The sequence below is a fragment of the Massilia rhizosphaerae genome (assembly GCF_016093545.1).
Taxonomy (GTDB): Bacteria; Pseudomonadota; Gammaproteobacteria; order Burkholderiales; family Burkholderiaceae_D; genus Telluria; species Telluria rhizosphaerae.
The window spans coordinates 409,530-423,558 of sequence record NZ_JADKYX010000003.1; the positions used below are offsets into that span (position 1 = coordinate 409,530).

Consider the following 14,029-nt stretch of genomic DNA (forward strand, 5'->3'; position numbering starts at 1 on the left):
CTGAAATGGCGCTGAGCGGAAAAAGATGTGTATAACGCTATGGCTATGGTTTGAGTAGCTTTTCAATGTCAGTATTTGAAAACGGTAGTGTCGGTGACGCGAGCTGTCGAAGAATGGTCAAATGCACGTCTAGCTTGAGCTTTACAAGATTTTCTAGACGCATTTTTCCTCCAAGCACAATGGCTGGTTCAAAACCATACATTTCATCTGCCGCAAGCGGACCTAATTTGGCAAGTGCCTGCTCAAAGAGTGGGGTGCCAGACTCATCCTTTAGATCGCATTCACTGATACTTAATCCGATAAATGACTTAACTGACCAGTCTTGATCTTCTTTGCTTTTGGGTTTTAGGTCTTTTGGTAAGGCAAAGATTGCGTTGAGTGGGCCACTGATTGTCATATTTACGCCTGAGTGCTCGCCGCAAACGTATAAATTTCCAAATGCTGTCCGTCCAACAACGTGAAACGCATCTATTTGTTCAAGCAATGTATCTTCAAGCCATTCATCAACTAGGTCTTCATAGTCATCTGGATTGACAATCCAAAAAAGGCCGTTCGCATAGCTGCCCCAACCTTCTTCTTGCCAGTATGTTAATAACTGATCCGGGAGCTTAGTGCGCCATTTCTCAATCGTTTCGACCGGTACAGAAACCTGATTGGTCGCTTCACCAAATTTGCTCACAAAATATTCAAAATCTTCATCTCTCATCTTATTCCCTTGCCCCGGCAAGGCTCCAATTTAACATTCATTTTTTGATCCCCGCGACCGTTCCCAATTGCCCTGTTCGCTTCGCGATCCATTCCTGCTACTCTATCATTTTGGTTCCAACTGCCGCCGATCGACGAGTTCACGTCCGCGCGGCCCATACCTGTCGGGTTCGGGTGCATCCAGCCACCAGCGACCATGTCGGGCTCGTGAAGCGCTGCCAACTTTTCCATCACAGCTTTTGCGCGCGTCGCGGCCTCAGCATCCGCTTTGGCAGCCCCCATTCCGGCTTTTCGAAGACTCTCGCGGATACTCGTCGCTATTCTGGATGAAGCAATTTCGCGGAATCCGGCCTGTGCGGCATCCGCAGCCGGGTTACGATTCATTGACGCAAATGCATCTCTCGCGGCTTTGTATTCGGTAGCCGAAAGGCTGTTGATCGCGTCTTCTTGGCGTTTGAGCTGCGCGGCCATTTCCTTCAAATACGCCTTTTGCTCGTCCTTGCTCATCCGCATGAACTTCTTCTTGTCGAAGGGATGAAAGCAAGGCACTTTATGCTCGCGGGCCTTGACCGTCACCTCTTTTTTAGGCTTCCTTGGACCAGGCGCAGCTTCCCGAGCCTCTTCCGCTTCCTTGGCTTCTCGAGCAACCCGGGCGGCTTCTTCCGCATCCTTGGCTTCTCGGGCAACCCGGTCGGCTTCTTCCGCTTCCTTGGCCGCCTTCGCGGCTTTTGCAACTTCGTCCGCTTCGTGTGCGCCCTTGGCGATCCGCGCAGCCGCCCCGGCACCTTTCGCCATGCCGACGGCACCTTTGGCGACCTTGCCTACCGTCGTGACGACTTTACCACCGGGGATCATGCTTGCTGCCGCGATGCCCGCTTCGACAAAGTCGCCCTCGGCTGCGTAGATCGCGGCATCCGCCGCTCCCGTCACGACCGACAGGCCGGGAACAAAGCTGACAATTCCCAGCGCTCCGTGCACCCACGGGCTGGACTTTTGCCAAATGGTCTTTTCAGCTTCGGTTTCGGGTTTAAGTGCAGGATTGGCACCGCCGCCGTGCGGTTCGATGTGCGTTACCGATTGCTCAGCCTGTTCTAGGATGACCCCTTTTGTGCTCATGGCTTAACTCGCCAGATTCATGTCGCATTCGTCGCCATGGCGCACCACAAATTTCTGCTCCGCCCTCACGGAATTCGCGCTTTGTGTTGCGCGCACCTTGCCTTTATTGACGCCCGACTTCATGCCACCGCCCGTTCCCGCCTCGTTGCCGGTCACGTGCGTGACCACACTGTCGCTGAGCAGAAAGACAGGGTTGCCATTGAACCTCACCGACTTCGCCACCTCGACGCTATCGCTCAAGTCGGCAATGATGGGATAGGGCACAGGCACCATATTCGGCCCCATCGGCGTCTTGCACACATTGGGAACGAGGCTGACCGCCTTGAAGATACTGTTCTTGCGCGCACCAGTTGGCATGGATTCCTCTCAAACCGCGATTGGCGTACTTTGAACGGGCCGGATCGTGGACGGCATGGCCTCTGGATTTTGGGCCTGTTCGCGCAACGCCATCACGTCCGCGCGGGACAGCATTCGGGCTTCGAGCACGCGGATGGCGGGTTCGCAGGCGACCGTGGCGCGCCAGACGCATACGACGGAAGGTTTTTTGTCCGGGGCGTCGGCGTCGTGGGCCGTATCGATGATGAGCGTATCGAGCTTGGCCGCGAGTTCTCCGATGCGCCCGTCTTCGAAGCGAACCACCACGAACGGCAGATGGCCGGGCAGCGCGAACGAAAGCAGGGTGTTCCCCGCGGGGTCTTGCGTTGTCGCCGTGCCCGCTGGACTGAGGTTGTACAGCGTGATGGTTTCGTCGCCGTCCAGATGCGGGACGACTTGCTGGTCGGCGGGCGCGCCGTTCCAGTACGCGAAGTTGAAATCGGCGGGCAAACCGGGATGGCGGTTTTCCAGCCAATCCTGATCGTAGGTGCCTGCCAGCTCCAGGCGCGGTCGCCAAGCGCGTCCAACGACGCCAAAGCCGTCTGGTACGTACTCGTCACCAAAGCGCGCAATGGGCTGGTTAGCGGGTTCTATCTGCGGAGCCGGCACGCGTGAAAGATTTGTCGCACGAAGATACCAGTCTTCGGCGAAGCCACGGCCTACCGGATTCTGCTCGCACACCGTGTGGGCGATCGCTTCGGGTGCTTCGCCCGTGGCCGGGTTGTCGGGTTGCGGTACGCGGTCCGGCAACCGGTGTTTTTTACGCACGCGCCTGGCCGCCCGCTCGGTGACGAGTATCTTGTTCTCGCCGCCGTAAGCGTATTCGTAGCGCAGTGGCAGGGTCGTGACGGTCTGCGGCGCCGTCAGTTTCCACTTCGGCAGCGTGAACAGGCTCAGCGCCCGCAACAGGAGAGGGCGCTTGCGCCATTCGCGCGCGCCGGTGATCGTCAGTATCTTGCATAGAATCAAAGGGCCTTGCCTGGCTTGCGCCGTCAAACGGGCGCATTCCTGTCGCCATTCGGCCATGCGCTCCGGCGATGCATGAAATGATGGATTCATGCCATGCGGTTCGGGCGGCAGATCCGGTTCCGTGGGCGCGCCGTTGATCTTGAGGGCGACGGCGAATTCACGGGCCGGTCGTCCTTGCGGCGCGCAGGCGTCGCCGATCACGATCACGTCGGTGTGCGGTTTGTACGGCGCCAGATCCGACTCCTGTCTGACGTTGGAGCGATTAATTTCGCCGTAATACTCGTCGCTCGTCGCCAATGGCGTTTGCACGGGCGCGAGCAGCAGTTGGCCGTCGTCCTGCAACTCGAACGTGAGCCGCATGACGACCACGTGGAAGCGCTGGTCGTGCTGGTCGAGGGCATCGAAGGCCATGGAGGGGTAGGGCGTGAGGTTGCGAAATTCCATGTTCGGTGCGCGCCTAGTTGATATCGACGTCCTTGCCCGATATCTGCAGCGGCCCGGTCGCGTCCACGCTGATCTGGGAACCGTTGATGAATATCTTGCCGTCCGCCGTCATCTTGAGCGTCGCCAGGCCGACCGTAATCGACAGTTCTTCGCCGGCCGTGATCGAGACCGTCTTGCCCACCTTGGTGATCTGGTCGATGCCCACGACCGTCGCCATGATCGTGCCGACGTTGAGGTTGTAGGCGAGTCCCACGTTGTCCATGCGGCCCATGCCGACGTTCTGCATGTAGGCCATGCCGACGGTTTCCGTCTTCATCCGGGCCACGTGCGTCGACCAGTTGCGGCCGATGTCGTCCTTGCGGTTCCGGCCGATCGACTTGACCCGGTTGCCGCCAATGGCGACCGATTCGTTCCGGTCGACCGTCTTCTTGCGGTCGTTGCGGATCGCGATCGTCTCGTCGTTGCCGACCGTCTCGGTACGGTCGTGCCCGACGTGCGTGGTCTCGTCGCGGTCGATGGTCTTGCGGCGGTCGTTGCCGACCCATTTGTCTTCGTCGTGTTCGACTTCGGTGAGCTGGTCCCGCTCCGCGTGCAGCCAGAGTTGTTCCCGGCCTTTCATGTCCTCGAAGCGCAGGGCGTTGGCATTGTCGTAGCCGCCGTTCGGCGTCGAACGGGACAGGATGCCACTCTGGGTCTTGTTCGCCGGCAGGGGCCAGGGCGGCATGTTGTGCGCGTTCGGCACCATGCCGGTGACGATCCCGCGATCTGGATTCCCATCCAGGAACTGGACCAGGACTTCGGTGCCGATGCGCGGGATCGACGTCATGCCGAAGTTCGATCCGGCCCAGGCGGTGGCGACGCGCAGCCACGCCGAGCTCCGTTCGTCGAACCGTCCCTCGCGATCCCAGTGGAACTGCACTTTGACGCGCCCGTATTCGTCGGTGTGGATCTCCTCGCCCTTGGGCCCGACCACGAGCGCCGTCTGCACGCCGTAGATTTTCGGTTCGACGCTGTTGAAGCCGGGACCGGGCCGCCACGGGATGGCTTTGCGAATGCAGGTGATGCGGTTTTCGTAGTGGGGCGGACCGGCGTCGTTCACGTGGTAGTTGTTGCTGGCACTGTGGTGGACGCTGAGGATGAGGAACTCGCGGTCCTCGTTATTCCCGCCGTGGAAGCGGCCCGTGAGGCGGAACCAGCGTCCGGGCGCCACGTTACGATTGTTGCCCGTGCCCTCGAACAGCTTGCCCGGGTGCTCCAGTTCTTCCATGCGCAGCGCGGCGACGCGTTCGCCGTCGCGCCGGTTCTTGAAACCGTACGCGCCCGCATATTCATGGGATTCCTTGCGCGGCACCAGACCTTGCACGTGCCGCGTCGGCACGTCGACGTGCTGGGGGCGGGGCGCCTTGAAATCGAACGAGGACAGCGCCACGCTCGCAGGCATGATGCGGCGCCGGGCCGACCATTCGACGATGCTGTTTTCTTCCTGCGAGCCGGTGTGGCGCCGGAGTTCGATGTCGACGCCGTCGATCGGCGCGGCGCGGGTGGTATCGTCGCTCAGGATCAGCTTGTGGCCCTTGGCCGTGTGTTCGTAGGCGTAGTGCCAGCCGGCGGCTTCCCAGCGCCGGCTCAGGTAGTTGTAGTCGGACTCGTTGAATTGGCACGCTTCGGTCACCGGCAAGTCGTCGCCGTGGACGCGGAAGTCCCAATCGGGGTGGGTGCGGTAGTCGCCGAAGATGTGCCGCGTCTGGTCGTACAGGGGCGCGCCATGGAACAGGAAGCAGTTCTTGCGCAGGGCCAGATACTTCAGCCATGGTCCGAGCGCGGCTTCGTAGAACGCGACGTTGCCGTCGGTCCTGATGAAGCGGAAGCTGAAGACGTACCCCGTGAAATAGCGCATGCCGCCGTCATGGCGGACCAGCTCGACCGCCAGCAGCTTGCCCTGCAGGTCCTTGAGGTCGAGCGAGGCGTCGTCCGACAGCAGTTCGACCGTGAATTCGAAATCGCGGGACAGTCCCTCGTCCGCGTCCAGCCTGTTGACCAGCAGCTCGGATGCCGGGCCGTCGCGGTTGGGGAATGATAACCGCAGGATACGCGCGTGCTGACGGAGAATGAGGCGTTCCTCGAGCCTACGGAGTGCATTGCCCATGCCGGTTTTCCTGTACTCAACAAAATCTTGTGCAAAATACAATAGCGGCACGTACTATATACGATTGTTGAGCTGGCGGGAGAAAATCGTTAACACTTTTGCGCAATGCCCGTTTTGCGCATGATCTGGATCGAGCAAATGCAACGACAGCGGCCACGCGCGAGTGCACCGAGGCAGGTCCGGTTGCCCACGACGCACGGCAGATAAAATATTCAGGCGCTCTGTAACCAATGCGTCGCGACCCACGAATTAACGACAATGCACGCCGGCAGGATCCGCGCCCCATCGGATTGATTGCCGCTCGCGTGCGGGCACAACAACACAGGCGGCATCGAAACCACCATGACACAATCTAATGCGGTTGGAATATCGACGGGCATATCGACGGGCGCCTTCCTTGGCTATGGCGGCGGGCCGTCCGCTACGAGCTTGCAAGCGCAATTGCAACGCTATGAAAAGCAGCTGTCCGAATGCGTCAACTGCGAATCGGCCAAGACACCGCAAGGCAAAGCCGATATCCAAGCGATCTCGGCGCGTATCAGCCAGCTCAAGGAAAGCATCGCGCAAACGGACAAGGCGTCGGCCAGCCGCGCCGTCCCGGACGCCCCGGCGCCTGCCGCATCGGCGAATGCCGGGCCGGGACAATTCATCGACGTGTTTGCCTGAAGTCGTGGTCCCACTCAAGCCCCAATGCAGGATTTCCTGAAAGGCGAGCCGTTGAATTGCCATGTATCATGCAAGCATGAGCCCGCGATTTCTGATCCTTGCCCTGACGCTGCTTGCAACCGGCGCCCGCGCCGCGGAACTCCGCGGCCTGCTGGACCTGCGCGCCGTGGACGCCGATGCCAGCCGCAGTTTTCTCGATGGCGGCCTGGGTAAAACCCGCTATGACAAGTCCTCGCCGACGATCGGCATCGGCCAGGCCGTGCTGAGCGGCGACGTCGACGTGCTCGACACCGTCGGCGCCCGCGTGGAACTCAGCGCGGACGACAAGCACCACGGCATCGTCGACGTGCGCGACGCCTGGCTCGAATGGCGTCCCGTGCCTTCCAGCGCCTGGAAGACGCGCGTGAAGGCGGGCTTCTTTTTCCCCCCGACCAGCGTGGAGGTCGACTACGACGGCATCGGCTGGACGCCCAGGCGCACGATCTCCAGTTCCGCCATCAACAGCTGGATCGGCGAAGAAGTGCGCACGAATGGCGTGGAGTGGAACGTGCGCCGCCTGGGACGCTACGCGAACGCGCCCTACGACCTGGGCTTCGTGGCGGCGGTGTTCACGGGCAATGATCCGACGGGCACCTTGCTGGCCTGGCGCGGCTGGTCCATCAGTGACCGTATCGTCGGCCGCAACGAGTCCCTGCAGTTGCCCGACTTGCCTGTCTACCGGCGCTGGGGGGCGATTCCATGGCAGCACCGCACGATCCACCCGTTCCGGGAAGTGGATGGGCGGCTCGGCTACTACGCGGGCGCGAACGTGAACGTCGGCGCGCGCCAGGAGCTGGCGGCGCTGCACTACGATAACCGCGCCGATCCGCTTCCCGTCAAGGATGGGCAGTACGCCTGGCGCACGCGTTTCGACCACGTGAGCGCCGTCTGGAGGCCGGGCGCCGGTTGGGAATTCCTGGCGCAGGCGATGCGCGGCGATACGCTGATGGGCCCGAATGCCGTGGCGTTCGATTTCCAGTCCTGGTACGCGCTGGCCAGCCACCGCCTGGGGCCGGGGACGGCGGCGCTGCGCTACGACCGCTTCAGCACGACGGAGCACGACGACCTGCCCGGCGATCCGAACAACGAGACTGGCCACGGCGTGGCGCTGGCGTACAACTGGCCGCTGTCGCGCAGTCTTGCCGTGATGACGGAGTTGCTGGAAGTTCAAAGCGAACGTCCTTCGCGGGTGCTGGTCCGCGAGCAGCCGGGCCAGACGGAACGCAGCTTCACGGCTTCGTTGCGTTGGCGGTTTTAGTCCGCGCCCCCCATGGATAGAACAAGGAAGATGCATGCACGCAGTGACCCGTCGTAGAACCTGGATACAGTCCTTCGCTTTCGCCGGCCTGCTGGCCGCGGCGCTGGCGCCGGCGCAGGCCGGCCGGCTGGACGACATCGTCGCGCGCGGGGTACTGCGGGTGGGCAGCACCGGCGACTACAAGCCCTTCAGCTACCGGCAATCCGGCGGCGAGTTCATCGGCATGGATGTGGAGCAGGCGGGCGAGCTGGCGCGGGCGCTCGGCGTGCGGCTGGAACTGGTGCCGACCAGCTGGCCGACGCTGATGGCCGATCTGGGCGCGGACAAGTTCGATCTCGCCCTGGGCGGCGTGTCGGTGACGGCGGAGCGGCAACGCCGGGCGTTGTTTTCGGTGGCCTATCTCCACGACGGCAAGACGCCGATCACGCGCTGCGAGAACGTCGCCCGCTTCCGGACGCTGGCGCAGATCGACCAGCCGGACGTGCGGCTGATCGTCAATCCGGGCGGCACCAACGAACGCTTCGCCCGCGCCCGGGCGCCGCGCGCGCAGCTGACCGTGTACCCGGACAATGTGACCATCTTCGGTCGGATCGTGAGCGGCGCGGCCGATCTGATGATGACCGACGCCATCGAAGCCCGTTTGCAGCAGCGCCTGCACCCGCAGCTGTGCGCCGTGCATCCGGAGGCGCCGTTCGACTTGACGGACAAAGCCATCCTGCTGCCGCGCGATGGCGCGCTGAAGGCGTATGTCGACCACTGGTTGCAGCAGCGCCTGGACCATGGCGACGTGCGAAGGAGCCTGGAGCGCTGGCTGGCTTTCCCGTGGGGCCTGGCGCCGCTGCGGCAGGCCATCGATCAGCGCCTGCTGCTCGCGCAGGATGTGGCGCGCGCCAAGTGGAATGCGAAGGCCGCCATCGAAGACTTGCCGCGCGAAGAAGTGGTCATCGCCGCGGCGGTGCGCCAGGGGGCCGCGCTGGGCCTGCCCGAGGCGTGGACACGCAGTGTGTTCCGTGCGCAGATCGAAGCCTCCAAGACGGTGCAGCGCGCGCTGTACGCCCGCTGGCAAGCCGACGGCGCCGGCCGCTTCGACGACGCGCCCGATCTCGCCAAAACCATCCGTCCCGAACTGGACCGCCTCACCACCCAGCTGCTGCGCGCCATGGCCGATAACCAGGCCCTGCTGCACGACCGCGAGCGCGCGGGCGACATCGCCGCCGCCATGCGTGGATTGCAGGCACGCGCCGTCAACGAAGCTGCTGCCGAGCAGGCCGTGGCGCCGTTCTTGGTTTCCGTTGATTAGGGGTACTAGAGATGTTGGTCGGGGTGAGAGGATTCGAACCTCCGGCCTCTACGTCCCGAACGTAGCGCTCTACCGGGCTAAGCTACACCCCGACGGTAGGATATCTTTGAAACAGCCGGGGGCTGCAAAAAGAAGAGATGGGTGGTCGGGGTGAGAGGATTCGAACCTCCGGCCTCTACGTCCCGAACGTAGCGCTCTACCGGGCTAAGCTACACCCCGACTGTTTTGAGACTTCGTCACCGAAATCTCGGGAAGGCATTACTATAGTTGCCTCAGTGGTTTCTGTCAACAGCGAAGGCGCATAACTGCAGCAGGCTCGCCTTGTATTCGCTCTCCGGCAAGTCGGCGATGGCGGCGGCGGCGCGGCGTGCGGCGGTCTCCGCTTCGCGGCGGGTGAAGTCCAGCGCGCCGCTGCTCGTGACGGCCGTCAGCACGGCGTCGAAATGGGTTTCGTCGCCTTGCTCGATGCAGCTGCGGATCAGTTCGCGCTGCTCGGGCGTGCCGTTTTCCATCACGTAGATCAGCGGCAAGGTCGGCTTGCCTTCGCGCAGGTCGTCGCCCACGTTCTTGCCGATCTCGGCGGCGTCGCCCGCGTAGTCGAGCACGTCGTCGATCAGCTGGAACGCGGTGCCCAGCGAGCGGCCGTATTCGCCGGCCGCCTCGATCTGGTCGTCGTTCGCGCCGGCCACGAGGGCACCCAGCTGGGCGGCCGCTTCGAACAGCTTGGCGGTCTTCGAGCGGATCACGCGCAGATAGCTGTCCTGCGTGACGTCCGGATCGTGCATGTTCAACAGCTGCAGCACTTCGCCTTCGGCGATGACGGTCGTCGCGCGCGACAGGATCTGCATGATGCGCATATTGTCCAGGCTCGTCATCATCTCGAACGAGCGCGAGTACAGGTAGTCGCCGACGAGCACCGACGCGGCGTTGCCGAACATCGCGTTCGCCGTCTGGCGGCCGCGGCGCATCGAGGATTCGTCGACGACGTCGTCGTGCAGCAGCGTCGCCGTGTGGATGAATTCCACGACGGCGGCCAGCTCGTGGTGGCCCGTGCCCCGGTAGCCGTAGGCGTTCGCCAGCAGCAGCACCAGCACGGGACGGATCCGCTTGCCGCCGGCGTTGATGATGTACTCGGCGATCTGGTTCACCAGCGCCACTTCGGATTGCAGGCGCTGCCGGATCACCGCATTGACGGCCTCCATGTCGGCTGCGATCGTGCGGGTGATGGAATTCTGTTGTGCGGTTTGGATGGCGGCGGACAAGGCGGACCTGCTGACGTTGGATGCGGATAGGTTTTGTTGAGTCGCGATTATACGACAAGCAAGCAAAAGTCGCCCTTTTTCCCAGCGGCCGTAGAGGGAAACACCCAGCGCGGCCGCGCCATCACAACCGTTTTGACGCCCCGCACCATTCCATGTATAATCCTCTGTTCCCTGAATTCGCTGCTGTTTTTTCGCCGGCTTCACGGGAATATTTCTTAACAATCAACGAGGTTTCTCAATCATGTACGCGGTCATAAAAACCGGTGGCAAGCAATACAAAGTTGTCGCTGGCGAAAAACTCAAAGTAGAACAGATACCGGCAGACATTGGTTCCGAACTCACTATCGATCAGGTTCTCGCCGTCGGCGAGGGCGAGAGCATCAAGTTTGGTGCTCCGCTGGTGGAAGGTGCTTCGGTTCGCGTGACTGTTGTGTCGCATGGTCGTCACGACAAAGTGCGTATCTTCAAGATGCGTCGTCGTAAGCACTACCAGAAGCGCCAGGGCCATCGCCAGAACTACACCGAAATCCAAGTGGTTGCGATCAACGGCTAATCGCCGCGCGTCCCTTCTTCAGCTAATCAAGGAGCATTTGAAATGGCACACAAAAAAGGCGGCGGCACTACGCGAAACGGCCGTGACTCAGAAAGCAAACGCCTCGGCGTGAAAGTCTACGGCGGCCAGGCGATCAACGCCGGCGGCATCATCGTGCGTCAGCGCGGCACCCAGGTTCGTCCGGGCACCAACGTTGGCCTGGGCAAGGACCACACCCTGTTCGCCCTGGTCGATGGCACGGTCAAGTTCGTCAAGCAAGGCGTCGGCTCGAAGCAGTACGTGACCGTCGTCGCAGCGGAAGCAGTCGCTGCTTAATTGCGGCATCAGCGGGACCGGCTCCGGTCAGGTCCCGCTCGGTAAGGCGTCAAGCCTTGCAATCGATAGGCTCTGCCCTCCGGTAGGGCCTTTTTAATTTTTGGCGTTGTCACCGTTAAGTGCGGAACGTTCCGCGGCCGTTCGTCTATCATGGATGCCCGGTCCGCTTTTAACAGTGACACAGCCTTTCGTATCTGGTGGTCTCATCATGAAGTTTATCGACGAAGCACGCATCGAAGTCATCGCCGGCGACGGCGGCAACGGCTGCGCCTCGTTCCGCCGCGAGAAATTCCGCCCGTTCGGCGGCCCGGACGGCGGCGACGGCGGCCGCGGCGGCTCGATCTGGGCGGTTGCCGACCGCAACGTCAACACGCTGGTCGACTTCCGCTTCTCCAAGGTGCACACGGCGCGCAACGGCGAGCCGGGCCGCGGTTCCGACTGCTACGGCAGGGGCGCCGAGGATGTCTACCTGCGCATGCCGGTCGGCACCCTGATCGTCGACGACGTCACCGGCGAGATCGTCGCCGACCTCACGGAGCACGAGCAGGTCGAACTGCTGGCCAAGGGCGGCGAGGGCGGCTGGGGCAACATCCACTTCAAGACGTCGACCAACCGCGCGCCGCGCCAGAAGACGGACGGCAAGGACGGCGAGCGGCGCGAACTGCGTCTCGAACTGAAGGTGCTGGCCGACGTGGGCCTGCTGGGCATGCCGAATGCCGGCAAGTCGACGTTCATCACCGCAGTGTCGAACGCGCGTCCGAAGATCGCGGATTACCCGTTCACCACCTTGCACCCGAACCTCGGCGTCGTGCGCGTCTCGCACGCGAAGAGCTTCGTCATCGCGGACATTCCGGGCCTGATCGAAGGCGCGGCGGAAGGCGCCGGCCTTGGCCACCAGTTCCTGCGCCACCTGAGCCGCACGGGCCTGTTGCTGCACATCGTCGACGTCGCGCCGATGGACGGCAAGACCGATCCCGTCAAGGAAGCCAAGGCGCTCGTGAAGGAGCTCGAGAAGTACGACGAGGAGCTCGTCAACAAGCCGCGCTGGCTCGTGCTGAACAAGCTGGACGTCGTGCCGGAAGAAGAGCGCAAGAAGGTCGTCAAGGACTTCGTCAAGCGCATGGCGTGGAAGGGCCCCGTGTTCGAGATTTCGGCGCTGAACCGCGAAGGCTGCGAAGACCTCGTGCATGCGATCTACAAGTACCTCGAAGAGACGCGCCACAGCGAACAGCGCTCGGAAGAGACGCAGATGACCGAGGAGGCGCGCGGCATCTCGTCGATCGATCCGGACGATCCGCGCTTCAAGATCCTCGAAGATTAAATCGTTGGCAGTCTCCACCGCCCACCTCGCGAGCGGCACGTTGCGCGCGCGCCTGCGCAGCCGGCTGCTGTCGGTCTGCGCCACGGCGCATTCGCTGGCCGCGCTCGCGGCGCTGCTCAATCCCGACCGGGTCGCGGATGCGCTGGGACTGTTCCTCGTCGGCGTGAACGGCTACAGCCAGTTCTACGCCGTGTACGTCGGAGCGCGCCTCGCCACCGCGGGGCTGGCTCTGCTGGCGGCCAGGCAGGGCGACCAGCCCATCCTCGGCGACCTCGCAGCATTGTTCATCCTGGCGCAGCCGGCCGGCCGCCTCGTCGCGGCGTTCGCGATCGGCCTGCCCCAGGGATTATTGTTCGTCGTCAGCGGGATCGAGCTGGCGGTCGGCCTGGCGCTGATCGGCCTGCGCCCGCGAGGACGTTTCCTGTCAATCCGACCGTCGCCATGAACTCCGTCATCCAACCAGCCAGCCGCATCATCGTCAAAGTAGGGTCTTCGCTCGTCACCGACGAAGGCCGGGGGCTCGACCACGGCGCCATCGCGCGCTGGGCCGCGCAAATCTCCTCGCTTCGTTCGCTCGGCAAGGAAGTCGTGCTCGTGTCCTCGGGCGCCATCGCCGAGGGCATGCTGCGCCTCGGCTTCACGTCGCGCCCCACCGACATCCACGAACTGCAGGCCTGCGCCGCCTGCGGCCAGATGGGCCTCGCGCAGATCTACGAGACGAGCTTCCGCAGCCACGGCGTCAAGACCGCGCAGGTGCTGCTCACGCACGCCGACCTCGCCGACCGCGAACGCTACCTGAACGCGCGCTCCACGCTCACCACGCTGCTGCGGCTGGGCGTCGTCCCGATCATCAACGAGAACGACACGGTCGTCACGGACGAGATCAAGTTCGGCGACAACGACACGCTGGGCGCCCTGGTCGCCAACCTGATCGAGGCGGACGCGCTCGTGATCCTGACGGACCAGAAGGGCCTGTATTCGGCCGACCCGCGCAAGGATCCTGCCGCGCGCCTGATCGAAGAAGCGCAGGCGGGCGACACGTCGCTGGAAGCGATGGCCGGCGGCGCCGGCAGCAGCATCGGGCGCGGCGGCATGCTGACGAAGGTGCTGGCCGCCAAGCGCGCCGCCCGCTCGGGCGCGCACACGGTGATCGCCTGGGGCCGCGAAGACAACGTGCTGACGCGCCTCGCGCACGGCGAAGCGATCGGCACGCAGCTGATCGCGCCGACCGCGCACCTGACCGCGCGCCGCCAGTGGATGGTCGACCACCTGCACACGGCCGGCCAGCTCGTGCTGGACGCCGGCGCCGCGCACAAGCTCCTGAAAGAGGGGAAGTCGCTGCTGCCGATCGGCGTGACCGGCGTGCGCGGCGAATTCGGCCGCGGCGCCCTCGTGGCTTGCGTGGACGAGGCGGGCAACGAGATCGCGCGCGGCCTCACCAACTACACGAGCGGCGAAGTCAAACGCATCATGCGCCACGCGTCCAGCGAGATCGAGAGCATCCTCGGCTATGTCGAGGCGCCCGAGCTCGTGCATCGGGACAACCTGGTCCTGCTCTGA

General features: G+C 63.1%; 14 protein-coding genes, 2 tRNA genes and 1 pseudogene. 9 read left to right on the forward strand and 8 right to left on the reverse strand.

Going from position 1 to position 14,029, the window contains the following annotated elements:
- Positions 1-43 precede the first annotated feature (43 nt).
- From ISF28_RS07475 to ISF28_RS07495, 5 genes are read right to left on the reverse strand one after another with little or no spacing between them, the layout of a single operon-like run.
- Positions 44-706: a GAD-like domain-containing protein gene (locus ISF28_RS07475; RefSeq protein ID WP_198116527.1), complete on the reverse strand. Its 663-nt coding sequence runs from the start codon at positions 704-706 to the stop codon at positions 44-46.
- Positions 703-1,821: a polymorphic toxin type 15 domain-containing protein gene (locus tag ISF28_RS07480; RefSeq protein ID WP_198116528.1), complete on the reverse strand. Its 1,119-nt coding sequence runs from the start codon at positions 1,819-1,821 to the stop codon at positions 703-705. The genes ISF28_RS07475 and ISF28_RS07480 overlap by 4 nt, the downstream gene beginning before the upstream one ends.
- A 3-nt stretch (positions 1,822-1,824) precedes the next feature.
- On the reverse strand, positions 1,825-2,178 hold the full coding sequence (locus ISF28_RS07485) for a DUF4150 domain-containing protein (protein WP_198116529.1): 354 nt from the start codon (positions 2,176-2,178) through the stop codon (positions 1,825-1,827).
- A 9-nt stretch (positions 2,179-2,187) separates the two neighbouring features.
- Entirely contained in the window at positions 2,188-3,609 is a 1,422-nt protein-coding gene (locus ISF28_RS07490; protein ID WP_198116530.1) for a DUF2169 family type VI secretion system accessory protein, read from the reverse strand.
- Positions 3,610-3,622: 13 nt separating this feature from the next.
- On the reverse strand, positions 3,623-5,755 hold the full coding sequence (locus ISF28_RS07495) for a type VI secretion system Vgr family protein (RefSeq protein ID WP_198116531.1): 2,133 nt from the start codon (positions 5,753-5,755) through the stop codon (positions 3,623-3,625).
- A 294-nt stretch (positions 5,756-6,049) separates the two neighbouring features.
- On the opposite strand from ISF28_RS07495, the gene ISF28_RS07500 reads away from it, so the two are divergent.
- From ISF28_RS07500 to aroQ, 4 genes and pseudogenes are all read left to right on the forward strand, one after another.
- Positions 6,050-6,421, forward strand: a complete 372-nt coding sequence (locus ISF28_RS07500; RefSeq protein ID WP_198116532.1) for a FlxA-like family protein — start codon at positions 6,050-6,052, stop codon at positions 6,419-6,421.
- Positions 6,422-6,497: 76 nt separating this feature from the next.
- The gene (locus tag ISF28_RS07505) at positions 6,498-7,718 is read left to right on the forward strand and encodes a hypothetical protein (RefSeq protein ID WP_198116533.1); all 1,221 of its coding nucleotides are present in this window, start codon (positions 6,498-6,500) and stop codon (positions 7,716-7,718) included.
- A 34-nt stretch (positions 7,719-7,752) separates the two neighbouring features.
- A pseudogene (locus tag ISF28_RS31150) lies at positions 7,753-8,544 on the forward strand (transporter substrate-binding domain-containing protein); the annotation flags it as partial.
- A gap of 12 nt (positions 8,545-8,556) precedes the next feature.
- Positions 8,557-9,018, forward strand: coding sequence for a gamma subclass chorismate mutase AroQ (aroQ, locus tag ISF28_RS31155; RefSeq protein ID WP_267876948.1), 462 nt, complete (start codon positions 8,557-8,559; stop codon positions 9,016-9,018).
- Between the two features lie 15 nt (positions 9,019-9,033).
- Here the strand turns inward: aroQ and ISF28_RS07515 are convergent.
- The 3 genes from ISF28_RS07515 to ispB form a co-directional block, all read right to left on the reverse strand.
- Positions 9,034-9,110 (reverse strand) — tRNA-Pro (locus ISF28_RS07515).
- 50 nt (positions 9,111-9,160) lie between these two features.
- A tRNA-Pro gene (locus ISF28_RS07520) sits at positions 9,161-9,237 on the reverse strand.
- 53 nt (positions 9,238-9,290) lie between these two features.
- Positions 9,291-10,280, reverse strand: coding sequence for an octaprenyl diphosphate synthase (gene ispB, locus ISF28_RS07525; RefSeq protein WP_198116535.1), 990 nt, complete (start codon positions 10,278-10,280; stop codon positions 9,291-9,293).
- A gap of 241 nt (positions 10,281-10,521) precedes the next feature.
- Between ispB and rplU the strand changes: the two genes are divergently transcribed.
- The 5 genes from rplU to proB all read left to right on the forward strand — a co-directional run bounded on the left by rplU (position 10,522) and on the right by proB (position 14,029).
- Complete coding sequence (gene rplU / locus ISF28_RS07530; protein ID WP_036230184.1) at positions 10,522-10,833, forward strand: 50S ribosomal protein L21; 312 nt, start codon at positions 10,522-10,524, stop codon at positions 10,831-10,833.
- A 42-nt stretch (positions 10,834-10,875) separates the two neighbouring features.
- Entirely contained in the window at positions 10,876-11,148 is a 273-nt protein-coding gene (gene rpmA / locus ISF28_RS07535; RefSeq protein ID WP_036229665.1) for a 50S ribosomal protein L27, read from the forward strand.
- 208 nt (positions 11,149-11,356) lie between these two features.
- Entirely contained in the window at positions 11,357-12,469 is a 1,113-nt protein-coding gene (cgtA, locus tag ISF28_RS07540) for an Obg family GTPase CgtA (RefSeq protein WP_198116536.1), read from the forward strand.
- A 4-nt stretch (positions 12,470-12,473) separates the two neighbouring features.
- Positions 12,474-12,914 (forward strand): hypothetical protein, encoded by a 441-nt coding sequence (locus ISF28_RS07545; RefSeq protein ID WP_198116537.1) that lies wholly within the window; start codon positions 12,474-12,476, stop codon positions 12,912-12,914.
- Entirely contained in the window at positions 12,911-14,029 is a 1,119-nt protein-coding gene (gene proB / locus ISF28_RS07550; protein WP_198116538.1) for a glutamate 5-kinase, read from the forward strand. Before ISF28_RS07545 ends, proB begins: the two co-directional genes overlap by 4 nt.

Bases quoted from the DNA above. Each gene is read 5' to 3' on its own strand.
- ISF28_RS07495 (WP_198116531.1), bottom strand. From the start codon at position 5,755: ATGGGCAATGCACTCCGTAGGCTCGAGGAACGCCTCATTCTCCGTCAG.
- proB (WP_198116538.1), top strand. From the start codon at position 12,911: ATGAACTCCGTCATCCAACCAGCCAGCCGCATCATCGTCAAAGTAGGG.
- ISF28_RS07475 (WP_198116527.1), bottom strand. From the start codon at position 706: ATGAGAGATGAAGATTTTGAATATTTTGTGAGCAAATTTGGTGAAGCG.
- ISF28_RS07490 (WP_198116530.1), bottom strand. From the start codon at position 3,609: ATGGAATTTCGCAACCTCACGCCCTACCCCTCCATGGCCTTCGATGCC.
- cgtA (WP_198116536.1), top strand. From the start codon at position 11,357: ATGAAGTTTATCGACGAAGCACGCATCGAAGTCATCGCCGGCGACGGC.
- rpmA (WP_036229665.1), top strand. From the start codon at position 10,876: ATGGCACACAAAAAAGGCGGCGGCACTACGCGAAACGGCCGTGACTCA.
- rplU (WP_036230184.1), top strand. From the start codon at position 10,522: ATGTACGCGGTCATAAAAACCGGTGGCAAGCAATACAAAGTTGTCGCT.
- ISF28_RS07480 (WP_198116528.1), bottom strand. From the start codon at position 1,821: ATGAGCACAAAAGGGGTCATCCTAGAACAGGCTGAGCAATCGGTAACG.
- ISF28_RS07505 (WP_198116533.1), top strand. From the start codon at position 6,498: ATGAGCCCGCGATTTCTGATCCTTGCCCTGACGCTGCTTGCAACCGGC.
- ISF28_RS07485 (WP_198116529.1), bottom strand. From the start codon at position 2,178: ATGCCAACTGGTGCGCGCAAGAACAGTATCTTCAAGGCGGTCAGCCTC.